Annotated in this window: 31 protein-coding genes; 12 read left to right on the top strand and 19 right to left on the bottom strand. The window is 52.1% G+C overall.

From position 1 onward, the window contains the following. Positions 1–127 precede the first annotated feature (127 nt). The 3 genes from trpS to SYNC_RS08555 all read right to left on the bottom strand — a co-directional run bounded on the left by trpS (position 128) and on the right by SYNC_RS08555 (position 2,641). Positions 128–1,138, bottom strand: coding sequence for a tryptophan--tRNA ligase (gene trpS, locus SYNC_RS08565; protein WP_011619780.1), 1,011 nt, complete (start codon positions 1,136–1,138; stop codon positions 128–130). Positions 1,139–1,141: 3 nt separating this feature from the next. Then, positions 1,142–1,660: a hypothetical protein gene (locus SYNC_RS08560; protein ID WP_011619779.1), complete on the bottom strand. Its 519-nt coding sequence runs from the start codon at positions 1,658–1,660 to the stop codon at positions 1,142–1,144. A 75-nt stretch (positions 1,661–1,735) separates the two neighbouring features. Further along, positions 1,736–2,641, bottom strand: coding sequence for a cation diffusion facilitator family transporter (locus SYNC_RS08555; RefSeq protein ID WP_011619778.1), 906 nt, complete (start codon positions 2,639–2,641; stop codon positions 1,736–1,738). Positions 2,642–2,800: 159 nt separating this feature from the next. Here SYNC_RS08555 and SYNC_RS08550 point away from each other — a divergent pair, with 159 nt between their 5' ends. Together SYNC_RS08550 and psbA (SYNC_RS08545) are read left to right on the top strand one after the other, a co-directional pair. Next, entirely contained in the window at positions 2,801–4,141 is a 1,341-nt protein-coding gene (locus tag SYNC_RS08550; protein ID WP_041426617.1) for a YcjF family protein, read from the top strand. 161 nt (positions 4,142–4,302) lie between these two features. Further along, positions 4,303–5,379, top strand: coding sequence for a photosystem II q(b) protein (gene psbA, locus SYNC_RS08545; protein ID WP_011619775.1), 1,077 nt, complete (start codon positions 4,303–4,305; stop codon positions 5,377–5,379). A 94-nt stretch (positions 5,380–5,473) separates the two neighbouring features. Here the strand turns inward: psbA (SYNC_RS08545) and SYNC_RS08540 are convergent, their stop codons facing one another. Continuing rightward, positions 5,474–6,481 carry a metallophosphoesterase gene (locus tag SYNC_RS08540; protein WP_237699198.1) on the bottom strand — a complete coding sequence of 336 codons (1,008 nt, stop codon included), beginning with the start codon at positions 6,479–6,481 and terminating at the stop codon, positions 5,474–5,476. A 233-nt stretch (positions 6,482–6,714) separates the two neighbouring features. Between SYNC_RS08540 and psbA (SYNC_RS08535) the strand changes: the two genes are divergently transcribed. Next, positions 6,715–7,794 (top strand): photosystem II q(b) protein, encoded by a 1,080-nt coding sequence (gene psbA / locus SYNC_RS08535; protein ID WP_011618340.1) that lies wholly within the window; start codon positions 6,715–6,717, stop codon positions 7,792–7,794. Between the two features lie 394 nt (positions 7,795–8,188). On the opposite strand, the gene SYNC_RS08530 is transcribed toward psbA (SYNC_RS08535), so the two are convergent. The 5 genes from SYNC_RS08530 to nth form a co-directional block, all read right to left on the bottom strand. Beyond that, positions 8,189–9,010 carry a PfkB family carbohydrate kinase gene (locus SYNC_RS08530; RefSeq protein WP_011619771.1) on the bottom strand — a complete coding sequence of 274 codons (822 nt, stop codon included), beginning with the start codon at positions 9,008–9,010 and terminating at the stop codon, positions 8,189–8,191. Beyond that, on the bottom strand, positions 9,011–9,544 hold the full coding sequence (locus SYNC_RS08525; RefSeq protein WP_041426616.1) for a hypothetical protein: 534 nt from the start codon (positions 9,542–9,544) through the stop codon (positions 9,011–9,013). 82 nt (positions 9,545–9,626) lie between these two features. Next, positions 9,627–9,896: a hypothetical protein gene (locus SYNC_RS08520; RefSeq protein ID WP_011619769.1), complete on the bottom strand. Its 270-nt coding sequence runs from the start codon at positions 9,894–9,896 to the stop codon at positions 9,627–9,629. A 62-nt stretch (positions 9,897–9,958) separates the two neighbouring features. Beyond that, entirely contained in the window at positions 9,959–10,195 is a 237-nt protein-coding gene (locus SYNC_RS08515; RefSeq protein ID WP_011619768.1) for a high light inducible protein, read from the bottom strand. 58 nt (positions 10,196–10,253) lie between these two features. Continuing rightward, positions 10,254–10,907: an endonuclease III gene (nth, locus tag SYNC_RS08510; protein WP_011619767.1), complete on the bottom strand. Its 654-nt coding sequence runs from the start codon at positions 10,905–10,907 to the stop codon at positions 10,254–10,256. Positions 10,908–10,957: 50 nt separating this feature from the next. Between nth and SYNC_RS08505 the strand changes: the two genes are divergently transcribed. Continuing rightward, positions 10,958–11,164, top strand: a complete 207-nt coding sequence (locus SYNC_RS08505; RefSeq protein WP_148201889.1) for a hypothetical protein — start codon at positions 10,958–10,960, stop codon at positions 11,162–11,164. Between the two features lie 18 nt (positions 11,165–11,182). Here the strand turns inward: SYNC_RS08505 and SYNC_RS08500 are convergent, their stop codons facing one another. Then, the gene (locus SYNC_RS08500) at positions 11,183–11,398 is read right to left on the bottom strand and encodes a hypothetical protein (RefSeq protein ID WP_011619765.1); all 216 of its coding nucleotides are present in this window, start codon (positions 11,396–11,398) and stop codon (positions 11,183–11,185) included. Between the two features lie 213 nt (positions 11,399–11,611). On the opposite strand from SYNC_RS08500, the gene SYNC_RS08495 reads away from it, so the two are divergent. Then, positions 11,612–11,836, top strand: a complete 225-nt coding sequence (locus tag SYNC_RS08495; protein ID WP_006853199.1) for a hypothetical protein — start codon at positions 11,612–11,614, stop codon at positions 11,834–11,836. Here SYNC_RS08495 and SYNC_RS08490 read toward each other — a convergent pair. Together SYNC_RS08490 and SYNC_RS08485 are read right to left on the bottom strand one after the other, a co-directional pair. After that, a complete protein-coding gene (locus tag SYNC_RS08490; protein WP_011619763.1) occupies positions 11,821–12,357 on the bottom strand; it encodes a rhomboid family intramembrane serine protease in 537 nt (178 codons plus the stop codon). The two genes, SYNC_RS08495 and SYNC_RS08490, sit on opposite strands and share 16 nt — an antisense overlap. Continuing rightward, the gene (locus tag SYNC_RS08485; RefSeq protein WP_049750400.1) at positions 12,354–13,115 is read right to left on the bottom strand and encodes an SIMPL domain-containing protein; all 762 of its coding nucleotides are present in this window, start codon (positions 13,113–13,115) and stop codon (positions 12,354–12,356) included. Before SYNC_RS08485 ends, SYNC_RS08490 begins: the two co-directional genes overlap by 4 nt. A gap of 109 nt (positions 13,116–13,224) precedes the next feature. On the opposite strand from SYNC_RS08485, the gene SYNC_RS08480 reads away from it, so the two are divergent. Continuing rightward, on the top strand, positions 13,225–14,757 hold the full coding sequence (locus SYNC_RS08480; protein ID WP_011619761.1) for an NAD(P)/FAD-dependent oxidoreductase: 1,533 nt from the start codon (positions 13,225–13,227) through the stop codon (positions 14,755–14,757). Positions 14,758–14,969: 212 nt separating this feature from the next. Here the strand turns inward: SYNC_RS08480 and SYNC_RS08475 are convergent, their stop codons facing one another. From SYNC_RS08475 to SYNC_RS08465, 3 genes are all read right to left on the bottom strand, one after another. Then, on the bottom strand, positions 14,970–15,626 hold the full coding sequence (locus SYNC_RS08475; protein WP_011619760.1) for a class I SAM-dependent methyltransferase: 657 nt from the start codon (positions 15,624–15,626) through the stop codon (positions 14,970–14,972). A gap of 44 nt (positions 15,627–15,670) precedes the next feature. Further along, positions 15,671–15,886: a TIGR02450 family Trp-rich protein gene (locus SYNC_RS08470; protein ID WP_011619759.1), complete on the bottom strand. Its 216-nt coding sequence runs from the start codon at positions 15,884–15,886 to the stop codon at positions 15,671–15,673. A gap of 489 nt (positions 15,887–16,375) precedes the next feature. Then, positions 16,376–16,903 (bottom strand): hypothetical protein, encoded by a 528-nt coding sequence (locus tag SYNC_RS08465; RefSeq protein WP_237699197.1) that lies wholly within the window; start codon positions 16,901–16,903, stop codon positions 16,376–16,378. A 405-nt stretch (positions 16,904–17,308) separates the two neighbouring features. Between SYNC_RS08465 and SYNC_RS08460 the strand changes: the two genes are divergently transcribed. Both SYNC_RS08460 and SYNC_RS15270 read left to right on the top strand, forming a co-directional pair. After that, the gene (locus SYNC_RS08460; RefSeq protein WP_041426614.1) at positions 17,309–18,031 is read left to right on the top strand and encodes a hypothetical protein; all 723 of its coding nucleotides are present in this window, start codon (positions 17,309–17,311) and stop codon (positions 18,029–18,031) included. Next, positions 17,976–18,371, top strand: a complete 396-nt coding sequence (locus SYNC_RS15270; protein WP_369791610.1) for a DUF4278 domain-containing protein — start codon at positions 17,976–17,978, stop codon at positions 18,369–18,371. The genes SYNC_RS08460 and SYNC_RS15270 overlap by 56 nt, the downstream gene beginning before the upstream one ends. Positions 18,372–18,477: 106 nt before the next feature. Here SYNC_RS15270 and SYNC_RS08455 read toward each other — a convergent pair whose 3' ends face one another. Next, positions 18,478–18,744 carry a hypothetical protein gene (locus SYNC_RS08455; RefSeq protein ID WP_041426613.1) on the bottom strand — a complete coding sequence of 89 codons (267 nt, stop codon included), beginning with the start codon at positions 18,742–18,744 and terminating at the stop codon, positions 18,478–18,480. Positions 18,745–18,849: 105 nt separating this feature from the next. On the opposite strand from SYNC_RS08455, the gene SYNC_RS08450 reads away from it, so the two are divergent. Continuing rightward, positions 18,850–19,527 carry an SDR family oxidoreductase gene (locus tag SYNC_RS08450; protein ID WP_011619753.1) on the top strand — a complete coding sequence of 226 codons (678 nt, stop codon included), beginning with the start codon at positions 18,850–18,852 and terminating at the stop codon, positions 19,525–19,527. Between the two features lie 139 nt (positions 19,528–19,666). On the opposite strand, the gene SYNC_RS08445 is transcribed toward SYNC_RS08450, so the two are convergent. Both SYNC_RS08445 and SYNC_RS08440 read right to left on the bottom strand, forming a co-directional pair. Beyond that, a complete protein-coding gene (locus SYNC_RS08445) occupies positions 19,667–21,139 on the bottom strand; it encodes an NAD-dependent succinate-semialdehyde dehydrogenase (RefSeq protein ID WP_011619752.1) in 1,473 nt (490 codons plus the stop codon). Further along, entirely contained in the window at positions 21,097–22,089 is a 993-nt protein-coding gene (locus SYNC_RS08440; RefSeq protein WP_237699196.1) for a bestrophin family ion channel, read from the bottom strand. Before SYNC_RS08440 ends, SYNC_RS08445 begins: the two co-directional genes overlap by 43 nt. Between SYNC_RS08440 and SYNC_RS08435 the strand changes: the two genes are divergently transcribed. After that, positions 22,088–23,224 carry an NAD(P)-binding protein gene (locus SYNC_RS08435; protein ID WP_041426611.1) on the top strand — a complete coding sequence of 379 codons (1,137 nt, stop codon included), beginning with the start codon at positions 22,088–22,090 and terminating at the stop codon, positions 23,222–23,224. The genes SYNC_RS08440 and SYNC_RS08435 overlap by 2 nt on opposite strands. A gap of 241 nt (positions 23,225–23,465) precedes the next feature. Here SYNC_RS08435 and SYNC_RS08430 read toward each other — a convergent pair whose 3' ends face one another. Beyond that, positions 23,466–23,867, bottom strand: a complete 402-nt coding sequence (locus SYNC_RS08430) for a DUF1499 domain-containing protein (protein WP_011619749.1) — start codon at positions 23,865–23,867, stop codon at positions 23,466–23,468. Between the two features lie 218 nt (positions 23,868–24,085). On the opposite strand from SYNC_RS08430, the gene SYNC_RS08425 reads away from it, so the two are divergent. Together SYNC_RS08425 and SYNC_RS08420 are read left to right on the top strand one after the other, a co-directional pair. Then, a complete protein-coding gene (locus tag SYNC_RS08425) occupies positions 24,086–25,408 on the top strand; it encodes a Rieske 2Fe-2S domain-containing protein (RefSeq protein ID WP_011619748.1) in 1,323 nt (440 codons plus the stop codon). Next, a complete protein-coding gene (locus tag SYNC_RS08420; RefSeq protein ID WP_011619747.1) occupies positions 25,377–25,700 on the top strand; it encodes a cupin domain-containing protein in 324 nt (107 codons plus the stop codon). The genes SYNC_RS08425 and SYNC_RS08420 overlap by 32 nt, the downstream gene beginning before the upstream one ends. Positions 25,701–25,739: the final 39 nt, after the last annotated feature.

Below are 25,739 nucleotides of genomic sequence, written 5' to 3'. Positions count from 1 at the left end.
GTCCCTGCTCGAGACTCGCGAGACGCGCTGTTTTGGCTGGTTCTTGCTGGCATTTCTCGGGGTTGGCGTCAAGGCTTCTCAGTCAGCTTTAAGCATTAGAGAATCTTTTCGATAAATGCTCTATTGATTAGGCCGTCAGGAAGCCCATGGCCTTGCGTACGCGATCCACTGTTGCTGTTGCAACGCCTTCAGCCCGTTCACGGCCTTGTTGCAGCACGTTTTCTAACTCTCCCCTGTCATTCATGAGCTCGTTGTATCGGTCTTGAATCGGCTCAAGAGCGTTTACGGCGGCCTCTGCCAGTAGGGGCTTAAACGTGCCCCAGCCCATCTCTGCACATTCCTCGGCCGCGGCTGTTCGGCCTTTGCCACTCAACAGCGCATAAAGGCCGAGGAGATTGTCTGTTTCAGGCCGATCTGGGTTGCTGAACTCAAGACCCATTTGAGGGTCTGTTTTGGCCCGCTTAATTTTTTTGGTGATCAGTGCAGGTGGATCAAGAAGGGTGATTCGACTGTTGTCATTCGGATCACTTTTGCTCATCTTGTTGCGGCCATCTGTGAGGCTCATCACCCTTGCCCCCTCTCGCATGATCAAGGGTTTGGGAACCTGAAGCAGCGGTTGATCCTCTGAGCCGAAGCGAGCGTTGATGCGTTGTTGGGCGATGTCGCGAGCCAATTCCAAATGTTGTTTCTGATCTTCTCCAACAGGTACAAGGTCTGCGTCATAGAGAAGGATGTCGGCGGCCATCAGCACTGGGTAGTCAAGAAGGCCTACCGAGACGTTGTCGCCTTGTTTAACGGCTTTTTCCTTGAACTGAATCATGCGCTCGAGCCAGTTCAGGGGCGTGACGCAGTTCAGAAGCCAGCACAGCTCGCTGTGAGCTTTGACGTGGCTTTGGACAAAGACGGTGGATTGATCGGGATCGAGACCGCAGGCCAGGTAGAGGGCTGCGGTGCTGAGGGTGTCCTCCGCTAAGCGATTTGGTTGGTGCGGAACGGTGACGGCATGCAGATCAACGACACAAAAAAATGTGTCGTTGTCATTCTGCAGATCCACCCAATTGCGAATAGCGCCCAGCCAGTTGCCCAAATGAAGAGCACCTGTTGGTTGAACGCCGGAGAGAACCCTCGGCCGCCCCATCGTTCAGTCTCCTGTTTCAGTGTTGTTGTCAGTCACTTGCGTGTCAGTCCCATCGCTAGCGCTGGCGTCTGCTGACGCGTCTGTCTCAGTTGAAGCCTCTGACTCCGCTGCAGGCTCTGCTTCGGCAGCAGCCTCTGGTTCAGGGGCAGGGGGTTGGGGTTTGGCTGGCCGTGCAAATGGATCAGGACGAGGTGTCCGATTCCGGTCACCTCGATTACGTTCTCCGCGTCCGTCTTCGGATCGTCGTCCTCCGCCTTGGGCTCTTTGCTGAGCGACCAGCTCAGTGAGTTGGCCGTCCTCCAGCATCTGAGCAAGTGTGCGAACAGCAAAACCCAGCACTGCAACTGTTGAGCGCAGATTGAAAGCCTCTTGAAGGGCTCTCACTGCGCGCATTTCATTGTCACTGAGTCGAATACGGAACCCTCCCCCTTCTCGGCTGCCGGCATTGCGGCCGCCACGGGACCCCCCGCCGCCCTCACCTTGTCTGCCCTGTTGACGGGAATCGCTGTTGGAATCAGTCATGGCCCGAGGCCTGGAATCAGGCGCAAGTGTGACGCATCACCGAACGAAAGGTGCCTCTTTTCTTGATCTCCGTGCTTAACCGTGGGTTCCACGGAAGGTGATCACCTGTTCGACATAGTCCCGAGGTTCGAGATGAATGGTGCAGCGAACAGGGCCGAAGCGGGATTCCAGGCGCTCTTCCACTCGCTCAGTGATTTGATGAGCCGCAATCAAGTCATCGACATCCACAACCATGTGCATGTCAATGAACACCTGTTGACCCAGAACTCCTCTGCTGGCGATGTCATGGCAATTAAGAACTCCAGGTACCCCTAAGGCCGCTTCGTTAATCGCCTCGGGTGCAATCGCTATGTGATCCACAAGCCAAGGGAGGTTGTCGCGTAAAACCTGCCAGCAGACACGGATCAAAAACACTGCAAGTGGAATGGCTAGGGCGACGTCTAGCCAGCTGATCTTGAGTAGCCAAGCCCCAGTTAGGCCTACCAGCACAATCATCGTGGTCCAGATGTCACTTGTGGTGTGGTGGGCATCGGCGAGGAGCAGCGGGCTATTTAATCGGCGCCCCTCCCGGCGCTCGTAACCGGCAAGAAGAAGATTGAAGACGAGCACTACGAGCAGAAGCAATAGCTCAGTTGCATTGATCCGCAGTTCAGGCAATCCCTTAGTGAGTCGTTCGCTTGAGGTGATCAGGATTTCGATCGCGGTGAAGAAGATGAAACCGGCGACCGCCAGAGCTCCAATTCCTTCATATTTGTGATGTCCGTAGGGATGATCTCGATCTGGTTTCGGATCCGACAGCCCGTTCGTGATCAGTCCTGTCAAGCTTGAGAGGGCGTCGGTTGCGCTGTGCATCGCATCAGCAATCACAGCCAAAGATCCACTTGCTATGCCCACCACCATTTTGAGCAACGTCATGGCCACGTTGATGGTGAGGGCCACCATTAGGACACGTGTGACCTCATGACGACGATCGCGGGCCATCGATGTCAGGCACAGGTCTCCATACCATATGAATACCTCGATCAGAGGTAAAGTTGTTAGGAAAGAGTGGACGCTGCCAGTTTTTATAGGTGCGCAAGCACTGGCCCTGACTAGTCAGGTTGAGCTAAGAAAGCCCCAAGTCATGGATTTGTCGTGCTGATGCCGGTTCCATCAATCAGCACCATCAAGCTGATTCCATCCATCGCAGGGAAACTTGCTTTGGCTGGAGGAACCCTCGCATTTGGGAGTTGGCTGTTCAGCGACCTTGTTCACCTTCCTGGTGGTGGCGCAGGCTTCCTGGCCTTGGGGGCTGGGATCTGGTGGGTGTCCCGCTCCTCTAGGCCTGCTCAATTTTCAGAGCCGTCCTCAATCCCTGGTTGGATCCGACGTTGTGAGAAGGTGCTGGCGCAGTTCACAGAGCTTGAGCTGTCGTTAGGTCTCGATGGTTTGCGATCTCCTCGCGAACAGGAGCTTGACCGCTTGAAAGCTCAGCACTCACCTCTCAGCGTGGGGGTGGTTACCAGTGAGGGCGGGACTCATCCGAGTACTTCAGAGCTTCACACCGCTTTGGAGGGTTCCCATTCACTTGAGCTGTGCATTGCCAAGCCATTGCCAGTGGTTGCTGATGCCTGGAGCTGGCCTCAGGAGCTTGAGTCGCTTGATGTGATCTTGTACGGACTTCCAATGCCTCTAAGGGCAGCTGATCTTTTGCGGCTGGAACAATTGCCCACGGATCAACCTGCTTGGTTGCTGATCAAGGATTCTGTCCACGACTCTCGTGAAGCACGACAGGAGGCCTTGAGTTGTCAGTTACCTAAGCCATGGTGCGATCGACTGTTGTTCTGGAGCGGGGAGTCAGCTGATCTACGGCGGGGCTTGCTTCCAGTGCGACGTCATTTTGCCCAACCGTCTCGGAGCCGCGAGATCACCAAGCAACGCCTGTTGACTTCACTTCATCGCCGTTGGCAAGCAGAACTAGAACAGTTGCGTCGTGAGCGATTCCGCTCCCTGCTTCAACGGAGTCAGTGGATTGTGGCGGGTGTGGTGATTGCCTCCCCTGTTCCAAGCGTTGATCTTCTTGCTGTGGCTGTAGTGAATGGCCTGATGGTGAAGGAAATGGCTGAGATCTGGGGCTGCTCCTGGAGCTCTGAGGTGTTGCAGGTTGTGGCGCGCCAATTGGGGACTGCAGCTCTTGGGCAGGGCGTTGTGGAGTGGAGTGGTCAAGCCTTGCTTGGCATGGCCAAACTTGACGGTGGTACTTGGTTGGCGGCAGGTTTGATTCAAGGCCTCAGCGCTGCTTATCTCACAAGAGTTGTGGGCGCATCAATGGCTGATTGGATGGCTCTGAATGCCGGAGTTACCCAGCCTGATTTGGACGATCTCAAGCGTCAGGCACCGTTGTTGGTGGCGAAGGCTGCAGAGCGTGAACGCTTGGATCTCTCCGGTTTTGCCGATCAGGCAAAGGAATGGCTCAAAACGCAGAGATACGCGGGTGCTTGACACAACTTCATGAACAATTCATGAAGTTGTCATGAACAATGTTGTCGAGATGATGAGATCCGTTTGTTTCTCTTGAATTGTGGAGGTCTTTTCATCATCTTGAGCTCGATCATTTGTCCTTTTAAGGATGGAGTGATCGATCCCGTTCTTATTTTTTTCTCATGGCTACTGCCGTTCGCAGCGGTCGCTTAAGCAGCTGGCAAAGCTTTTGTCAGTGGGTCACAGATACCAACAACCGTATTTATATCGGTTGGTTTGGTGTGCTGATGATTCCTTGTCTGCTTGCCGCTACCACCTGCTTCATCGTCGCTTTCATCGCCGCACCTCCGGTTGATATCGACGGCATCCGCGAGCCTGTCGCTGGCTCACTGCTTTATGGCAACAACATCATTTCTGGTGCTGTTGTTCCTTCCAGCAACGCCATTGGCTTGCACTTCTACCCAATTTGGGATGCTGCCTCACTCGATGAGTGGCTCTACAACGGCGGCACCTATCAGCTGGTTGTTTTCCACTTCCTGATTGGTATTTCGGCCTATATGGGCCGTCAGTGGGAACTTTCCTACCGCTTGGGCATGCGCCCTTGGATCTGTGTTGCATACAGCGCTCCGCTGTCTGCAGCCATGGCTGTTTTCCTGGTGTATCCCTTCGGTCAGGGTTCGTTCTCTGATGGCATGCCTTTGGGCATCTCTGGAACCTTCAACTTCATGTTGGTGTTCCAGGCTGAGCACAACATCCTGATGCACCCCTTCCACATGCTGGGAGTTGCTGGTGTGTTCGGTGGTTCACTGTTCTCCGCCATGCATGGCTCACTGGTGACCTCCTCCTTGGTTCGTGAAACAACCGAGAACGAGTCCCACAACTATGGCTACAAGTTCGGCCAAGAAGAAGAGACGTACAACATCGTGGCTGCTCACGGCTACTTCGGTCGCCTGATCTTCCAATACGCCTCCTTCAACAACAGCCGTAGCCTTCACTTCTTGCTTGGAGCCTGGCCTGTTGTCGGCATCTGGTTTACGTCCATGGGCGTGTCAACCATGGCCTTCAACCTGAACGGCTTCAACTTCAACCAGTCCATCCTTGATAGTCAGGGCCGCGTCCTGAACACCTGGGCCGACATGGTGAACCGTGCCGGTCTCGGCATGGAAGTGATGCACGAGCGCAACGCTCATAACTTCCCCCTCGACCTTGCAACTGTTGAGTCCACACCTGTGGCTCTTCAGGCACCTGCAATCGGTTGATCTGGAAACCAACCAAAGTTCAGATCAACTGAACTAGAAAGCCCCCGCCGATTGGTGGGGGCTTTTTTATGTATTACTCAGAGGGGAAGCGTCTTTAAGAGCCATAGGACCAGCTGGTGTCACGCCGATCCAAAGTTGGAAACGATTTTGAGCTCAATTGCTTTGGTAGGGAGTTAAGGCTGATGGGCTCCAATGTTTTCAAGCTGAATGTGGTTTCACGCACTGTTTTTGTGGCTGGAAAAAGATCAAGCAGTGTGAGGCTCGGATCAGATGTGCGTTGCGTCCCTAACAATCGACGAGGTCCGTTTCCCATAGCACCAAGACTGAGCAATCGCTGTCCCCTGAGTTCGCCTGGATACCAGGCGTGGTGATGTCCTGAGAGATAGAGGTCTACCCGATGACGTTGCATTAAATCGGTGAGGTTCACGGCGTCTTCGATGCACTCACCGGCACGATCCCGACCATGACTGATCGCGGTCAGTGGGAGATGTCCCATCACTACACAGCAATCGTCGGAAGATCTGGACTCTGAGGTCAGTGCTTGCTCAAGCCACTGCCGTTGACCTCGATCAACCGTGGCGGAAGAGGCATCAATCACGATGACGAACAAGCCAGGTTGTTTAACGCTGAATTGAAATGGGTACTGCTTCGCATCGATGAACTCGAGCCCTAGCCGGTTCTTCTGACGTGCCCAAAAGCTTTCTGCCTGATGGCGTTCTCTTGCAAACACGTACTGAGAGGACCATTTCTGACTGGATGCGTCGTGATTGCCCATCGTTGGGATCATTCCAATCCCCTGCTGAAGGAGGGGATTGAGAATGGTGGATTGGAAGCTGCTCCACATCGCCTCAAGCTGCGAATCCGTCAGGCTGATCTTCTGGCCGGCCACCATGTCTCCTGCGCAAAGCACCAGATCTGGTTTCAGTTCAGAGAGCAGATCAAATCCTGTTGCAACGGTGGGGCTGTAGATGGTTGATCCATAAGGTCCGTTGAGATCACTGATCAATGCAAGGCGAAGATTCCCTCGCTCTAAGACGGCAACTGATTCAAACGTTTTTTGGTTAGGCGCTGCTTGCACGGCATGAAGGAAGGACGGACTCACTGCCGTGGTTGCTAACAGCTTCAGAAATAAGCGCCGACTTGTTTGCATCTCGCTAACGCTATGAGCCGAACAGCAACAAGGCCACTTATTAGCTGGCTTTATGGGCGTGATGATGAGTCGCTATCCCAGGCGCAACACAAGGCAACACAACTCAATTAAATTTTGTGAGCTGGATCTTTCCAGTCTTATTTCGCCTCAAGGGCTCGTCTCTACAGGCATCTATTTCCGTTCTCATGACTACCACCATCCAGCAGCGCTCCGGCGCTAACGGTTGGCAGCAGTTCTGTGATTGGGTCACCTCCACGAACAACCGTCTGTATGTCGGTTGGTTCGGTGTGTTGATGATCCCCACACTGCTTGCCGCTACCACCTGCTTCATCGTCGCTTTCATCGCCGCACCTCCGGTTGATATCGACGGCATCCGCGAGCCTGTTGCAGGTTCACTGATGTATGGCAACAACATCATTTCTGGTGCTGTTGTTCCTTCCAGCAACGCCATCGGCTTGCACTTCTACCCAATCTGGGAAGCTGCCTCACTCGACGAGTGGCTCTACAACGGCGGTCCTTTCCAACTGGTTGTGTTCCACTTCCTGATCGGCATCTACGCCTATATGGGACGTGAGTGGGAACTTTCCTACCGCTTGGGCATGCGCCCTTGGATCTGTGTTGCATACAGCGCACCTGTTGCTGCTGCATCTGCAGTGTTCCTGGTTTACCCCTTCGGTCAGGGTTCGTTCTCTGACGCCATGCCTTTGGGCATCTCTGGAACCTTCAACTACATGTTGGTGTTCCAGGCTGAGCACAACATCTTGATGCACCCCTTCCACATGCTGGGAGTTGCTGGTGTGTTCGGTGGTTCACTGTTCTCCGCCATGCACGGTTCATTGGTGACCTCCTCCTTGGTTCGTGAAACAACCGAGACCGAGTCCCAGAACTATGGCTACAAGTTCGGCCAAGAAGAAGAGACGTACAACATCGTGGCTGCTCACGGCTACTTCGGTCGCCTGATCTTCCAATACGCCTCCTTCAACAACAGCCGTAGCCTTCACTTCTTCCTTGCAGCCTGGCCTGTTGTCGGCATCTGGTTCACCGCCCTTGGCGTGTCAACCATGGCCTTCAACCTGAACGGCTTCAACTTCAACCAGTCCATCCTTGATGGTCAGGGCCGTGTCCTGAACACCTGGGCCGACGTGTTGAACCGTGCCGGTCTCGGCATGGAAGTGATGCACGAGCGCAACGCTCATAACTTCCCTCTCGACCTGGCAGCTGCTGAGTCCACACCTGTGGCTCTTCAGGCACCTGCAATCGGTTGATCTGGAAACCAACCAAAGTTCAGATCAACTGAACTAGAAAGCCCCCGCCGATTGGTGGGGGCTTTTTGTTGCTTTGGGCTTAAAGCGATAGACCAAAGCCAGTCGGCTTGCAGTTCAGCGTGGTTCACCAGTGCTGCGATCACAACAGATATAGCTGTCTTTGCTGTTGCTGGTTGGAGTCCACGCCGAATTCATATCGAGCAGATTGGCAAAGACATCTGTGCTGAGCACCCCATCCTTTCTGTGAAGAGGCCCCTCTTGTTGCCGCCTGTGTATCCGTTAAAACGACACTTCAGATCAGACATAGCAATCGTCTTTGCTTAGTTCTTGTCTTCTCGGGAGTATGTATGAATAACAGCGTCTCCCAAACCGCTGGAGCGCTGTGTTTTTGGGTTCAGGCGTAAGGACCAAAGTGTGTTGCACAGGTCGCTCCGCACTGGGCTCCAAGCTTGATCGCGTCAGTGATGGCAAATCCTGCAGCGAGTCCGGCTGTTACTCCAGCTGCAAAGCTGTCGCCGCATCCGTAGGTTTCTGCGAGGAGGCCAGGGAGAGGTTGGGCTTCAAATCGACCACCTGGAATGAGAATCCCTCCCTTCTCTCCTTCCGTGGCGATCCGCAAGGTTGGCGCTGGGGTGAGTGCATCCTCTTCGATGGACTCTGCTGGATCCAAATTGCTGCCGATCAAGGCATCGAGACTGACACCTGCCTCTTGAAGAACCGGTAAACGAAGGCGTGGCGTTGCCGTTAGAACTTTGGCTGCTCGTGCCAGCCTTAGCCCCTGCGGATCGGTTGCTGAGACGAACACCCCATCGCAATCGGCGAGATGCTCCCAGGGCAATGGATCATTGGCGACCGGCGTTAGTCGCTCTCCGATCACTGTGATCGCCCGATCGCTGCTGTGATCAACCAAGCTGATTCCGCGTCTGGTGGGTTGGTCACGCCAGGCAACGATTGGTATGACACCCAACTCAAGCAGGCGGGCTTCGCTTCGCTCGCCGATTTCATCCTTCCCGAGTGCCGTGAAGAAGGCCACTCTTTGCCCTGTAAGCCTGGCCAGTTGAACAGCCACGACAGCTCCGGCTCCAGCTGGCTCTTCTAGCGAGCGATGGGCACGGCTGATCTGCCCAGGCGCAGGCAACGCATTAACGGCAAGGAAATTAACCCATTCGAGGTGTCCAACAACAGCAAGAGTGAGATCAGCGTGAAGTGATGCCATTTAAGGAATCGGCAAAACAGATTTCGCCGCATCTCGCAGGCGCACATTAATTGGACCGCCTACTTCGGTTACCTCTACAGCTCCACCCACGGTTAACTGATCTTCGTCGGATGTACCTACAAGGACAGGACCTTCATCCACACCTTGCACTTTGACTGGGTTTGTCACCTCGTTAACTGACACCTGTCCTTGAACATCAAGTGATTGATTGGATTCAATCAAGACGGGTTTGGTTACTGATACTTCGCCTTGAACAGGAAGGGCCTCAGAGGCTTCAATGGGGAGTTTTTTCGAAGCTTCGATGGCGATCGAGCCCTCACTTTTCACACGGATAGGTGCCTTGAGTTCGTCAACAGTGACTCCACCAACGAGGCGTACTGGAAACGGCTTATCGAGGGGAAGTCCGATGGGGATGGGGTGACGGAGAATCTGGATCGCAGCAAGAGCGACTGACCATGCCGCAATGACGACAGCGAGGGGCCAGCGGCTTGCCATCGCCAGAGTGAACCAGCGCGGTTCGTCGTTGTTTAGCATCAATTTATTTTTAAAAACCCATCCGGTTTTACCGGGTTTTTAGAAAAAAATTAGTGTATGAGGACCAGGTTTTGAAAATGTCCTAAAGCTCGTAGTCTTCTTCAAATTGATTGAGAAGACCTTTGTAGAGGACCAGTGTCCCCTCGCTTTCTTCAGTAATGCCTTCAGCGTCGTAAAGCTGGGCGAGGTGGGTGCATGCGGCATGCACTTGTACAAAGGCTTCCGCGTATTCGTTTTGGATGTCTTCTTCGCGGATGTCTCGAATTAACGCAGAAATAAACTCAACTTTTTTATTGGCCGCTTTAATTTCGGCCTCCATGTCTTTGCTTAGTTTGCGCCGCTTTCGAGCCATTGGCCTGAACTGTCAGCCCTTAATCCTAAGGCTAGGGGGCTGACAAGCACTGTCTGATCTGATCAGAAACAGAAGGGGAGCATCTGAACGCTGCAAGTCACGTATCCGTCAACGAGGGGGCCGAGGCCGATCTGATGGAGAATTCCCTGGCCTGTAAGTCCTTCTGTGATCACGCCGATGACGAAACCAATCATGGCTGCACGACCATTGAAGAGCTCAACCTTCTTGAGTTGATCTTCGTGAATGGAGCGGGTTGCTTGGCCTTGGAACCAGGTGTCGTTAGCGGGAGTGCGTTCCATCGTGCTCATTCAATTGAAACGAACTGTAACAGAGTTTTGACGTTGGGCTGGTAATTAGCTAGGGCCTCCGCCAAATTACTGGCTTCCGTCGCTTTGGATACAGCTCCCGGCATATTGGGCAAACGGTTCCGTCGCATCCACGTGCAGTGCAATGCTCGCGTCCATAAAAAATAATTTGCAGATGAAGTTTGTTCCAGCTCTCAGCTGGAAATAGGGATTTCAGATCCTTTTCGGTGCGCTCCACGCTGTCTCCATTGCTGAGCCCCCAGCGCTGCGCCAATCGATGAATGTGTGTGTCCACAGGGAAGGCCGGTACTCCGAAGGCTTGGGCCATCACCACGCTGGCGGTTTTGTGGCCAACGCCCGGCAGTGCCTCGAGCTCTTCAAAGCTGCTCGGCACTTTCCCCCCATGCATCGTGATCAACATGTGAGCAAGTTTGTGCACGTTTCGGGCCTTGGTTTTCGCAAGCCCCAGCTGGCGGATGTGTCCGAAAATCTCCGCTTCTGTTAATGCCGCCATTGCATTTGGGGTTGGTCCCGCAGCAAATAAGGCTGGTGTGACTTCATTGACCTTTTTGTCGGTGCACTGCGCACTTAGGAGCACAGCGATCAGCAGGCTGAAAGGGTCGCTGTGATCGAGAGGAATGGGTGGATCTGGATAGTGCTCATCCAGGCGGCAGAGCAGATGGGAAGCGCGCTCTTTTCTGAGCAATGGTCATCGAGTTGCAGGACTGCCATCATGGCCACACTGCTTTGGCGGCCATGACATCTGTGCGTAATGACGACTTATCAGACGTAACTTCGGCCTATCAGCGTGCGATCGCTCGAGAAGAAAACGGAGTGATGCCTAAACAGCGGATTGAAGCGGTTGAGCCGCGAGAGCGCCAAGCGAAATCTGAGCCGGAAGCTGATGGAGACAGCGATCTCTATCGCCATCACAGCCGGCAGCAATCGCTCGAGGGAGGGTGAAGGAATCTGCTCTTAGGACTAGGAGCCAGGCTGAATCGCTTTTTTAATGGTGTCTACGCCTTTCTGGATCGCTTCTTTGGGCGCCTCGATCATTCTTTTCTGTGTGTTTGACCAAATGGTGACGGAGTAGACAAGCGCACCTCCAAGAATTAACGCCGCCAGAACCAGTCCAATGCCAGTGCCGCCGCCTCCTTGCTTGATTACGACAGGTTGCTGCTGATTGTCTTCAGACATAGGGGAACCTTTCAGCTTCGATCAAAGTGATTACGCCAAGGTCTTAGCGACACGAAGGATGTTTGTCAGGTTGCTTCAAGAAGCTTTGAAGAAACTTTTTTGAAAGGAATGAGTGATCAGGTTCATTGATTAGTCATCCCATCAGCACTGAAGGACTTTGATTGAAGGTTGGCCTAGCGTCGAAATGAACAAGCATTTTCAAAAGGAGCTGCCGTGAACACCGCCGTGAGGGGGATTCTCTACGTTTCGGTTTGGGTTGTTGTGTGGGGTGTGGCCTCATCACTGGTGGATTGGGTGTTGTTAAGCGGCGAGGTTTATGAGATGGGATCTTTTGGTCAAGTGGCCACCTTTATCGGCTATGGAGCCGCTTGCTCTGTCTTGGCTGTTCGTCTGTCAGGTCGCTTTCTCAAATCAGCTGAGGATCAAGCTGACGGCTGATGAGGCTCACGTGACACAGCTCCTGCTGCCAAAAGGCCAGCTATGAATCCACTCGCGTGGCCAATCCAGCTCACTCCCGCGGGTGAGGCCCAAGGCAGCAATCCAGGTAGGGCGCTTCCGTAAAAAGCAACGGCAATCACGCTTAAAGCGATGGCCAGTGGTCTGCGTTCAAGAAATCCGATCAGAACGAGGTAGCCAAGGAGTCCGTAGACGACTCCTGAGAGTCCGTGACTGCCAACCGGCCAAAACAACCAGAGCGGAATTTCGAGAAGAATCACGGCAATCCAAACCGCTACATAACCGCGCAGGTTTTTCAAGAGCACGAGATAGCTGAGCGGGAGAAAAATAATGCTGTTCCCAATGAGGTGACCAAGATCTCCGTGGCTGAATGGAGCGGTCAGAAGGGTCCACCAAGGAGTGCCAGGCCCCATAGCCAAATTCCAGCGTCCGCCCAGCAGGAGTTGGTCGATGCCTTCCTGAAGCCAGGACAGACCTAACAGGATCAAGGGAAGAATGATCACTGCACTCTGAACGTCACTCCCATCACCGCGGTGATGTCTTTGTCGATGGTGCTGGTGTCATAGGAGCCATAGCTCCCCATTTTTGTGGAGTTCGGCACGGTGATTTGGAAGGTGCCTGTGTCGGCATTGGTGATCGCTCCAATGCCGGAGCCAGCTTGACCCGCGATCGCAATCGCTCGTTCTCGAGCATCAGCGGTGGCTTTGGCCAGCATGTCGACACGTTTTTCAGCCAGTTTTGTGTAGGTGTAAGCCGGTGGCTGAATCGCCAACGACACACCGTCGCCAATCAGGTTGCTGATTTTGTTCGATGCCTTGCGGATTAAATCCACATCCGAGCTGCCAACGTGGATGGATTGACGTGCCGTCCACTCCGTGTTGGTGAGCACCCCGGTCACACGGTTGCGAATGTCGTTGCGATCAGTCCGTAAAACAGTGAGTTGGGTGCTGCTTTCTGGGATGCCAGCATCACGCAGAAATGCAAGCGTGCGCTTTAAATCGGGTTGCAGATTTTGATAAGCCTGCTGTTGGCTCAGGCCATTGCCACTCACGGTCACGGTCCAATCTGCATAGTCGCTGCGCAGCCTTTCAGTGCTGGCACCGGTCACGGTCACGGTGTCTGTTGCGGTTCGAATTCCTTTCACGGCAACAGCTCCGGCGACCACAAGCCCGCAGCTCAGCACCAACATGGGCAACACCAGGGGAGGCGTTCGACGCCATAGCGATAGCTGGTTCTGGCCTGGGGAGGATTGTTCTGGCATGAACTTGGTGCTTTGAACCATTTCAACCGATCTTTTGATTGGGACCAGTTTTTCGCGATCACAGCTGTGACTGGCTATGACCCGAGTTGGGATCTCTGATTGGTGATTGATGCCAAAAAGCGCTGAGGTGATCGTGATTGGCAGCGGTATCGGTGGCTTGTGCTGTGCCGGTCTCACTGCCCGGGCTGGAAAGGAAGTTTTGGTTCTAGAAGCCCATAGCCAGCCAGGCGGCGCTGCCCATGGCTTTGAACGGCACGGCTATCACTTCGAATCTGGTCCATCCCTTTGGAGTGGATTGTCACGTTGGCCAAGCAGTAATCCCCTCGCTCAGATCCTGCGTGCGTTAGATCAGCCCCTGGATGTCTTGACCTACAAGGATTGGGATGTCTTGTTCCCGGAGGGACATCTCCGTGTAGGGGTTGGAGGGGATGGCTTCGAACGCGTGGTGGAAAGGCTGCGTGGACCTGAAGCTGTGGCTGAATGGCAGCGCTTCACCGCCGTGTTGCAGCCGATTGCAGCAGCTGCAGATGCTTTGCCATTGCTGGCATTACCAGCATCTGTGGATGGGATTGGTCCTCTGTTGAGGCGTAGTGGACGACTGGTTCAGCATTTGCCGGCCATCCGCCACCTCAGCGGTGCTTTCGGGCCTTTAGTCGACCGTCACCTGCAGGATCCATTTCTTCGCCATTGGGTTGATTTGCTCTGTTTTTTGATCAGCGGTATGCCGATGGTTGACACCAACGCAGCCGCTATGGCCACTTTGTTTGGTGAATGGTTTGACCCTGAATCGTGTCTTGATTTTCCGCGCGGAGGCAGTGCAGCCGTAGTGAACGCACTCGTGCGCGGCATGGAGTCTTACGGCGGTAGTTTGCGGCTTGGTGCAACAGTGAGCGAGCTGCTGCTTGATGGTGATCGTGTCATCGGCGTAGAACTCAGCAATGGTGAGACGCTTTACGCCGATGTTGTGGTGAGCAATGCGGATGCCTGGGGTACGGCGGCTCTGTTGCCCGAGATGGCTGCGAAGACTTGGAGTCAGGAACGGCTTTCCACTCCTGGTTGTCATTCTTTTTTGCACCTTCATCTGGGATTCGATGCGAACGGTCTCGAGGATCTGCCGATCCATACCGTTTGGGTTGGTGACTGGGAACGGGGCATTGATTCCGAGCGCAATGCCGTGGTGGTGTCGATTCCATCTGTGCTCGATTCCTCGATGGCGCCTGAGGGCCATCACGTGCTTCACGCCTATACCCCTGCCAATGAACCCTGGTCAGAGTGGGCTGGTCTACAGAGGGGAACGGCGGCTTATCAGCAGAAACGTGAACAACGTTGTCAGGTGTTTTGGGATGTGTTGGAGCAACGCATACCCGATCTCCGCGGTCGTTGCCAAGTGGTGATGGAGGGAACTCCTCTTACCCACCGTCATTACCTATCCACGCATCAAGGCAGCTATGGCCCTGCGTTGTCTGCGGCGAAAGGGCTGTTTCCTGGGGTGACCACCCCTCTTCAGGGATTTTTGCAGTGTGGAGCGAGTTGTTTCCCAGGGATTGGTATTCCACCCGTGGCTGCGAGTGGTGCGATGGCAGCCCATGCCATTACAGGCCGTAAGGCCCAGCGGGACTTGCTTCGCTCGCTCGAACTTTAAGCGTATGTCCTGATTAAAAATTCCAAAATCTCAGCTTCTCGATAGCGAGAAATAACTTGAAAGAGAGGAGGACTCGATGATTGTTTGTAAGACCTCAATCAGAATAAAATTTATACGATAAGCATGATTATGTTGATTATTTAATCAATTGCCACAGGTTTGGCTTGATGCAATTTCTCAGACTTTGTATTGTCTTGTGGATCAAGTATTGATTATGAATCGATACTTTTGCGCGCTACAACTGCAAAAAATGGGTCGCCTTTGCCTCCTACCAGTCCCATCAATCCTGAGGCTTTTGTCTCTTCAGCAAACACCCGTACGTCAGACCATCCATTGGCTTGCAGCACTGTGCCGACATAGTCGAGATGCTGCTTGTCGTCGTTATCGGTCCAAACCTGTGGAGCCTTTGTGAAAAACATCCGATTCGAAAATGCAACGATGGCAGTGCCATTGGGCCTCGTGACTCGGAGCATCTCCGACGCGACATTTTCTGGTTGAGTCCAGTACTGCCAAGCAGCAACAGCGAGACAGGCATCAACGGATGCATCCTTTAAAGGGATTGTGGGATCCAGGTTCATGTCTTGGACGTAGTGGCTGTCGAGCCTTGTGTTCGCTACGAGTTCCGCTTCATTCATGCCATGGCCAATCACGCGCTCGTAATGGATCTCTTCTGGTAGGTGACTCACCCAAGACGATCCCAAGTCAAGGACAACAGCTCCAGACGGAATGTGCTCTCTGTAGAAGTTTGTGAGACGTGTCCTAAAGCCTTCGTCTAAGTGTTGAACGAAGCGTGGTTCAGCATAAAAAACCCGATCGGGCTCCCGGTCGAGCTTGTATCGCTGGTCTTCGGTAAGAATTTGAACTGGCATTAGCGCATTTTGGCGCGTTAGTTGGTTGCACTGCGAGTAAGACCTCACTCGTCTGGTGGCAGCTGTTGCCAACCGCTGGTCCAAAGTTCTTGCTTCTTGAGTTCGTTCCAGTTGATGCGTAGACGCACGTTTGAATCAAGAACTGCTTCCAGTTCCACCCATCGCGATTGCCCTTTCCCGCCCTGAAGGATTAGTCGAAAATGTCGGTAACCCTGTTGGGGCAAAACGCTTGTCCAGGATTTGGCAACAGTCCAGCTCATGGTTATGGTGCGGAGGTTTTTATTGAAAAGTTGAAATTCTGGCTTGTTAAGAGTTGGCTTTCAATATTGCTGTTTATGAAACTGATTGGATTCAGAGGAGTGTAAAGCATCAGGTTTCCGGTGAAGGTAAATGGTATTTGATGGTTGTCAGGTGACAAAGCTTTGAGGATTTTAACTGTGTTTATCGTCAACCCGATTAAATAAATTCATTAGCAAAGCCAACAGGTGCTGATGTTGAAAATCTTCAGTCATTTAATGCAGTGGTAGACGCTCGAATGAATGCACTCCGTAAATCTGTTTGAAACGGATTGATTAGAAGTTTGAGCTCTCGTCTTATTAGTTTCTGTTGCTTTCGTTTTAAAAGGAATTGTTGTCACTATGATTGTGACCTGTCTTTGCTATGAGCTTAGTTAGGATCTTTTATCCATTTCTATTGTTCCACGTTAGGGCTTCGGATTAATGGTGTCTGCGATTATTGTCTTATTCTGTTTAATTCTGAACGGTTAATTTGTTGATCCCGGTGGCTTTTACCCATGCGGCAATGGCTTCGAGGTTGTTGCGATTAGGAATGCAAAGACATCCGCTTCCGGGATTGCAGTGGTGTATGCCGAGTCCACTTCGGTCTGTTTTGAATTGTGGCTGTAAGTTCAACCAGATGTCTGTTCCCCATGGTTCTGGCTGCCCCAGCACATAATCTCCTATTGGTAGAGCTGCTCCATTTCCTGGGCTCCAACGCCGATCGGCCGAGGGCCTGGTGTTGTATCCGCTGATGGCAGGCCATAGGGCAAGGCGTTTGCTCCCCTTAAATAATTCGACGACCCATTGGCCGTTGCTCATTGTGACGGTACTGCTAAGACGTCTGGCTTTGAGTGAAAAATCATCGTGATTTCCCTGAAGAAGGTCAGGATGTGGACCTGTTTGGCCAGGATCAAGCTTTTTTGAAGTTTGTGCAGTGCTTCGTTTGGTGTTGTGTTCGCTATTGGCCTGCTTCGCCAAATTTCCCGGTTCACAGCTCATGATCAAAAGCAAGGCTGTTACCCAGGACAACCCTTTAATAACATGAAGCATTGCTTTGGAAGGCATGGTTTTCTGTTGTTTGCTCTGTCCTTTGCCCTGAAAAGATAATTGTTCCTTTGAGAGGATTTGATGCTTTTTGATCAGTGACTTTGGATTAGTTGCGCTTGTATGAATAATACCGCATCTTTTAAGGACTATTTTGCTACAGCTTTTTGTCCCTATAGTCTTAGGTGTTTGAGTGATATGTTTTTCCGCATTGGGTGTGCGGAATTGGTTTGTTTGGGCCTAAATATTGCATGATTTCCTGCTATCGAATTGCTTTTGGTTGTTTCCGGCTTGTGGGCTGTGGACCAAGGTTTTATCCAGAAGTGTTGCTACTAATGAGTGGTCGTCTCTTTTCCTGATATGAAGCGCCTGGCTCGTTTTGGTGTTGTGGTGTCTGGGGTGGCCACTATGTCATCCCTGGCATTGTTAACAGCTCCTTCAATGGTTTCCGCCAAAACAATTGCGCGTGCTCAGGGAGTGTGCCGCTTAATGAGTGGAGGTGCTGTTGCCTTTCAGGGGCATTGTGTGAGCCAGCAAAAAGTCAATGGTGGCAACACCGTGCTGGTGATCAAGCTTGAAAATGGCTCTACTTTTCGCTTCCGCGGACCTTCCAAGGAGGCACTGCAAATTGAAACGTCCTCTGGATTGCATAACGCGCAATTTCGTGATGGAGGAAATCGCAATGTTTTTGCCTGGAACGATGCAGGTCAAGCGCAGCGTCTTGCTGTTCGTTTAGAAACCGCACACGATCCGAGCCCTCGTTATGACAATTCTTCTTCGACGAGTACAGGGTCTGCAATCGGAGCGTTTGCAGGAGCTTTGATCGGAAGTTTGATTCAAGGTCACTCTGGCCATGGCGGTGGCAATCAGCGCCAGCATGCAGAGTCCACTTGTCTTCGCGCGGTCTCGCATCAGGTTGGGCGAAGCCGTGATTCTCTTCAGATCGTTGGGACTGAACCATATAAGGGAGGCTTTTCGGTTCGCGTCCAGGTTCCTCGTGCCAAGGCACCCTGGCTTTGCCGTGTAAATGGTGAAGGTCATGTGGTGCAAGTTCAGCACACCCACCCCAATGGTTTCCTTTGATCCTGATTTGTGTCTTTGTATCGAGGTGAACGACGATTTCCTTGACCAATCACTATGTTTGTGCAGTAGCAACTGCTACACATTGCATCGTTCACCTCGTTTTTGCGAGGCGCAGATCGGCCCAAGCCAAGGAACGGGGACTTGGGTTTTCTCGGAGAACATCATGACTACTCTTCACTACAGAGGTCAGGCCTACGTAACTCGTGAGCCTTCTAGTGTTAAAGCTTGCGTTGAATTGACTTATCGTCATGAGCACTACAACACGTGCCGTGAACTCGTAAGGGCTGAGATGCAAGAACATCCCTCCTTGACCTATCGAGGGGTTGCTTACTCCAGATAAATTACGCTCTATTGATCTGAGCTTGTAAGTTCTTTGTTTTTTTGCCGATAGCCTTTGGTTGTCGGCTTTTTTGTGTTCCAGTTGAGTACGTTCGAGTGTTCATTAATTATTTGTCCCAGATGCTTTTGCAGTTGGCTTTTTTGTATTGTTCTTTTGCTGCTCTATAGTTTTTTGTTTGCTCGGAAAGATCATTGCTTGCTTGCTTGATCAGGTTTTCGTCTTTTTTGCTCGAGATGACATACCGATTAATGCTCATCTTTGCCCCCAGCTTATTCATGATCCGTGTCAGCAGCTCACACTCAGTCATCGCTTGGCTTTGCTGTGGATGAATACTGGAGATCGTTAGTAAGGCAAGGGTTGTTAAGGATTTCATTGGTTGATCAGTTCCCCTTCCGAATGATGCGTTTTTTATGACAACTCATCTTAGTTCTCGTTTACGGTTAACTCATGAATTCTTGGGTTGTACCAGGTGATTTCAATGAGTGATAGAACGATTGCGATTACAGGGGCCTCTGGGAAAACCGGGTTTCGGATTGCTGAGGAGTTGTTGGCTTGTGGAGATCGTCCTCGTTTGTTGGTGAGGCCTTCTTCTGTAATTCCTGACACCCTTATGAATGCTGAGCAAGTTCGACTCAGCTTGCAAGATCCAACTGCTTTGGATTCAGCCTTAAAGGGGGTGGATGCCTTAGTGATTGCGACGGGTGCGAGGCCTTCGATTGACTTGTTAGGTCCGATGAAGGTTGACGCTTGGGGGGTGCGTTCTCAGGTGGAAAGCTGTCTGAGAGTTGGTGTGTCCAGGGTGATTCTCGTGAGCTCTCTTTGTGCAGGACGTTGGCGTCATCCCCTGAACTTGTTTGGTTTGATTCTTGTTTGGAAGCGAATTGGTGAGCAGGCTCTGGAGAATAGCGGCCTTGATTGGACCGTCATTAGGCCAGGCGGTCTAAGTGAAAGAGAGGAATCACTGGAAGAAGAGGGGGTGTATTGGTCAGGTCCCGATCAACAGGAGGAAGAGTCCATCCCAAGGCGTCTCGTTGCTCGCTGTTGCTTGGAGGCGTTGAACACTCCGGCCTCGACCGGAAGGATTCTTGAAGTAACAAGCAGTAGGTTTCGACCAATCATCTCTCTTCCTGAAGCATTATTTAGAATGGATTCCTAGAGACGAGCTCCTATGAATATGCGATAAATCTGCTATCAGAATAAAATCCTTGATCCTTGTAATCGTATTAAAAAATGGGTCGCCACCCATCTTATTAACGGCTCTTGATTGTTTTTGGTTGATTGCGTGGCAATCAATCTCAAACAATGCTTTTGCTGTTGATGAATTCATGGATGCCAAGCTTACCCAGCTCTCTCCCATAACCACTATCTTTAATCCCGCCAAAGGGAACCCGAGGATCACTTCGTACAAAATCATTGATCGCGATGCATCCTGCCTCAATGTTTTCGATGGCGATTCGCTGGGCATTGGCGGTGTTTGCTGAAAAAATGGCAGCTCCTAATCCAAAGCGTGTCTCTGAGGCCAGTTCTATCGCATGGTCGTCATGCTCTGCACGCACAAGGCTCAGCACAGGACCAAAAATCTCATCATCAAATGCAGGCATTCCCGGCTTGACGTCTTCGAGGATGGTGATGGGATACCACCAGCCTTGTTGTTCAGGGAGAACGCCACCTTTGCGTAGTATTGCTCCCTGTTCAATACTTTTTTTAACCTGCTGATGAACTTGTTGCCGTAGATCCAATCGTGCCAATGGTCCGATATTGAATGCAGGATTCATGGGGTCCCCCATGACATAGGAATTCAACTTTTCTTGCAGAAGGTCAAAGAATTGATCGTAAATATCATTGACAACAATCAATCGTTTTGCTGCAATGCAAACTTGTCCGGAGCAAAGCATCCGACTTGCTGCACAACGATCTGCTGCCAAATCAAGATCTGCATCGTGAAGGATTAGGTAGGGGTCTTGACCCCCTAGCTCTAAAACACATTTTTTTAGATTGGCGCCTGCAATCGATGCCACAGCTCGACCAGCCTCTTCACTCCCTGTCAGGGTGACTGCTCGTACTTTTGGATGGGAAATCACCAGTTCTGCATCCGTTGATCGAATGGGCATATTCGTGAATACGCCTTTAGGGATTTCGCAGCTGTCAAAGATATTTTGAATGGCCCTGCTACATCCCGGCACATTGGATGCACCTTTTAGAAGGAGCGTATTTCCTGCCATTAAGGCTGGGGCAATCGCCCTGAATGCTTGCCATAGCGGGAAATTCCAAGGCATTACTGCAAATAGAACCCCAAGTGGTTGTGCTGTTACGATTGCATTCTTGTGATCCAGTTCGATCGTTTCATCAGATAGGTGCTGTTGACCATATTTTGCAAAATAGTCGCAGACCCAGGCACACTTCTCCACTTCTGCAAATGATTGCTGAATGGGTTTTCCCATTTCTTGGGTGATGCATTCCGCCAAGGCAACGTTGTTGGCTTTTAAGGCTTGTGAGGCGTGAGTGAGGGCTTTTGACCTTTCGGAAAAAGCAGAATGTTTCCATTGTTTGAATCCAGAATGCGCCTGTTCTATGGCTTGTATGATCTCCTCTTGATGCATTAAAGGATATGTGGCAATGATTGCTCCAGTGGCAGGATTGATTGCTTGAAGACCTGTTGTCTCTGTCATTTTTCTCTGGCGTGGATACTTTTCACAATGATGGCTTGTGATCTCAATTTTAACTTCTATGTCCAACGAACAGGATCTTTGGAAAAGTGGTGGAGACATGAATCGGATTCATTTCCAAGTAAGTCTCGGCTAATTGTCAGACAGATTGCATTGAGAGGCAATGCAAATGTGCTTCCATCTTCGTCAAATGGTCCCTCAACGTAGGCACCAATACGCTCTGCCATTAAAAAGCCTAGGAATAGCAAGATCCCTGTGATGCTTCCGACAAAGGATGTGCCATCCATCTTGAAGTTCAACAAAAGTTGAAAACCGAAAATCCAGCTGAGCATGCGGACAAATACGTCGTAACTTGCCGGCAAGGGTGTGTTTCTAATTCTCTCTAGACCGCCAATTGCATCAACAGTGGCGTTTGCAATATTCATTAATTGCTCTCGGCCACGAGCATTAATTTTTTTATTCTCATATAATTCACGAACAGCAACTGCCCTGGCCTGCCCTAATTGCCTGAGAGTGGTGCTTGGCTTCATTCCTAGATTTTCCAGGAGGTAGTCTTGAAAACATCTGAGATCGTGATGGTAAAAATTTCTCAACTGAAAGTTAAGCTGCCATACCATCGCAACTTGATAACGCACTAGATTTCGTCCTTGTGTACTCATTAACTCTTCTTCTGGGAGGAGGCTTGCCAGAGTGTCTGTCCAGTTGCGGCTTTGGTTAACGATTTTGCCCCATAATTGTCGTGCTTCCCACCAGCGGCCAATGGCCTGAGTATTTCTAAAGCCTATAAAGATTGAAACCGTGATTCCCATAATTGAAACTAAGCTGCCGCTTTGTTGCCAATTTGTAGGCACTGTTTCGGTCAAGATTAGAGTGCCAATTGCTGCTAACAGCAAGAGGTCGTAGCGCATACGCCACAGCAACAGCAACAAAACAACGAAGTAGTCCCGACGCGCTGTGCGCGGTGGATCGCCGTAAGGCCCAGACTTAATGGGCATGGCGTTTTTGAAGATTCGCTTTGACATCGTTCTGCCACCTTTGCGCTTCACAAGCATGACCTTATTGGGTGATTCTCAGCACTTAGACGTTGATCTTGCTGTGATCGGAGCGGGTCTTGGCGGCACAGGTCTTGCTGCCGCGCTTCGCCAACGCGGTTTTGACGGCTCAATATTGCTACTAGAGGCTGGTCGAGGTCCGGGTGGTCGAGCGGCGACGAGGCGTCGACGTGATGACCTGCTCTGGCGCCTTGACCATGGAGCTCCTTGTTTCAGCTTCAGTCAACCACCGCAGGGCTCTCTTGCTGAACTGTGGAATCCTCTTCTGGATCAAGGGATTGTTCAGCCCGATCTAGGACTTGTGGTTGGGCTGAGTGAGACGGGTTGTCTTGTTGACCCACCTCAGCATCCACTGCTCCAGGGTCCGCGTTTTCGTGGTGTGCCAACCATGTCGTCCGTGCCGGAAGCTTTCCTGCGGGCTGCTGGTTCTAAAACCCAAGGGGCGTTTGGAGAACGAATCTCTAGCTTGCGCAGAGAGAACGGATGGTGGTGTTTCTCAGGTCGACGACGGGCGCGCTCTTTGGTGGTCACAGGCAATCTTCTCGCTCATCCTCGCTCTCTAGCGATGTTGGGTTGGCCCGATGTTCCATTGCGCTCGGCAGTTCCGCTGTATGTCGATCCCTTATTGGACGCTGCACTCGCGCAAATATCTGAGATGGATGCATCGGTGCGCTGGAATTTGATGCTCGAATTACCTCGCTGTACCGACCATCTTCCTAGGCAAATTTGGTTGACATCTGATGCCCAAGAAAGGTTTGGCATCGAACGGATTGTTCTCCATCGTCAGCGCGATCGAAGGCTGGGTTTAGTCGCCCACGGTAAAGACGACGGATCCCCGATCACGCCAGCTAGCCAACCAGGTTTGTTGTTGGAGCAGGAATCACGTCAACGTAAGGCTCTAACTCAATTATTGAGGCCTTGGCCCGAATTAGCTCAGGCACTTCCCTTGGCCCGTTCCTTGGGGGTGATGCGCTGGGGAGCATCTCAGCCTCTGGATTACCCTCTCCCCAAGTCCCTTCAATGGTGCGAGCTCAGCTCGGTTGGCTTTTGTGGAGATTGGATCGCCGGCCCAGGCTTTGGCATGGCTGAAGGAGCTCTGCAAAGTGCGGCTGATTTAGCCGACCAACTGGTCTGAGAGAAGACTGATCTAAGTCAAAATGGACTGCTGAAGCATTGATAACCACCATTTCAGAATGAATTGGCAGATCTGGTGAGTGTTTCATTGATGCGTCAAAACAGTCCTAAGCGGATGACGCATGCGCCCGAGTTATCGACCAGTTCAGCACCATGCCAGCTTGCATGACTACGCCCCTTGTCTGTGTCCGAGGTGCACTGATCAACGTGGTCGCGTGACATTGAACACCACACAATCTCAATCAATCTTGCTTGGACAAGACAGACTCCAAGCTTCGGAGACGTTGTTCGTTGACGCCAAGATCTGATTCTCCAAGTCTTGAAACTGAGCGTGCTTGGAGAACGGAACGTGCCGTATCGGCATAGAGCTCTAGATCGTCAACGAAGCCGAAGATCTGACTGCTGGCCGTTGCATGGAGGTAGTTCGTGTGCTGTTCGACGATCTCGGATCGTGGGGTTTGTTGGATGACTTTGGCGAGTTCGTTCAGGCTTCCGATCGGATCATTTCGCTCCCACTCAAGTTGAGCGCAGTGTGCGGGTGATTCACATGGACTCAGTTGACCTTGATGGATGCCCAGATCGGTAGGTATCGGCCCGACGAAATGAAACAGCGCCAGAAGGAATGAAAAAACGGTCAAGACCATAGAAAAGGTGTCTAGGAGTTGATCAAAGGTTGAAGGGAGCGGATGGTTATCGCATTGAGCACTGCAGAGGCAGGGGCAGCAATACTCTCCTTTCTTCCATGATCGCGCGCTTTGGAGTCAGCTTGACTTGCTCTGAACGACCAATCTGCTCGGTTCGGTATTTCTCCTCACGTCACGGATCATGATCCGACGATCATGTCGTCAGTCGTGCAATAGCCATGCACCCCAGCTGGAGTGAACAGTGGTGGCCTGTGGCCTATTTGCGCGATCTTGACCGGACCCGTCCCCAGCGATTCACCCTCCTTGAGCAAGACCTGGTGTTGTGGTGGGATGCTCCAGGCCAATGTTGGAGGGCTTTTGAAGATGTCTGCCCTCATCGACTAGTTCCTCTCAGTGAAGGTCGTATTAATGAGGCTGGTCAATTGGAATGCCCTTATCACGGTTGGAGTTTTGATGGGCAGGGCACCTGCCGGGCGATCCCTCAAATGGGAGAGCGAGCTCGCTCGGAATCCAAGCGAACGGGTTGTGGAAGTTTTCCTACAGCAACAGGCCAGGGGTTGTTGTTTGTCTGGAGTGGCACCGCTTCAGCTGCTGACTCTGCAGCACTTCCTTTGGTTCCCGTTCTTCAGGAGCAAGGAGATGGTTGGGCAGATGGCTGGATCGTGCAGGACACCTTCCGCGATTTGCCGATGGATGCCCTCACCCTTCTTGAAAATGTTTTGGATGTGAGTCATGTCCCATTCACCCATCACCGCACCGTGGGCAAAAGGGAGAATGCGTCTCCCGTGGAGGCGGTGATTACCCGCGAGGACTCGCAAGGATTTGAAGCGTTTTGGCAGGAAGGCCCTCGCAGGGGAAAGCTCGGCTCACAGGACACGCACTTTCGAGCTCCCCAGCTGATGTGGCACGACCTCACGGCTAAGGGGTTTGCGCGGATTCTGACGGTGGTTTATGCCGTACCGATTAGCAGAGGGAAATGTCGCTTGTTTGCTCGGTTTCCCTTTCAGTTCAAGGCAGCTGCTCCTCGTCTCTTGGTGGGACTTCGGCCTCGCTGGTTACAGCACATCGGTAACCACAAGGTCTTGGAAGACGATCAGGTGTTCCTGCACTGGCAAGAACGGGTCCTTGAAACCGCTGGTGGTAGTGCTGCCGCTGAACAGGCCTTTGTCCTCCCAACATCAGCCGATATATATGTCAAGGCGCTGCATCGTTGGGTTAACCGCCAAGGTGGGGGCCCCTTTGCCGGTCGACCGCTTCCACCTCGTCAAGAGGTGGAAGCCTTAATGGACCGATATCACAGTCATACCAAGCACTGCCGTAGCTGTTCGGTTGCACTGCGTCGCATTCGCTCGCTACGGCCTTGGCTTTGGGGATCGCTGTGGCTGTCTGCTGTCCTGATTGGAGCCGGTCAGTTGAGTTGGCTGCTTTGGTTGGGTGTCGGTCTTGCTGGTTTCAGCGGTCTTTTGCTCCGACAAACATCACGTTGGCAGCGTGGATTGCTTGTTGGGGATGGTCAGGCGCCCCGAAATCAGCGAGTCTGAGAAAGTCTGCTTAATTAGTGTGATGATCAGCGTCACATCGACTTGCCCCGAGAGCACGATCCTGGCTCTTGGGTTGCGCGACTGGCCGATTTGGGGCTGCGACATCAGCACATTCCCCTGGACTTACGACCAGAGTGAAACCTGTTTGTTGCTGGACGGGGACGTAACGGTGACCCCGGATGGGGGCGAGCCGGTCCGCTTTGGGGCTGGAGATCTTGTTGTGTTTCCAAAGGGAATGAGCTGCACTTGGGAGGTTCACCAACCTGTCCGCAAGCATTACCAATTTGGTTAAACGCTTTGGATGAGGCATTCCGAATGCAGCGTTGACTGG

Origin of the sequence: Synechococcus sp. CC9311, assembly GCF_000014585.1 — a bacterium.
Lineage (GTDB): Bacteria > Cyanobacteriota > Cyanobacteriia > PCC-6307 > Cyanobiaceae > Synechococcus_C.
Note: the sequence above shows the minus strand (reverse complement) of the source record. Positions and strands in the feature narration are given on the sequence as shown.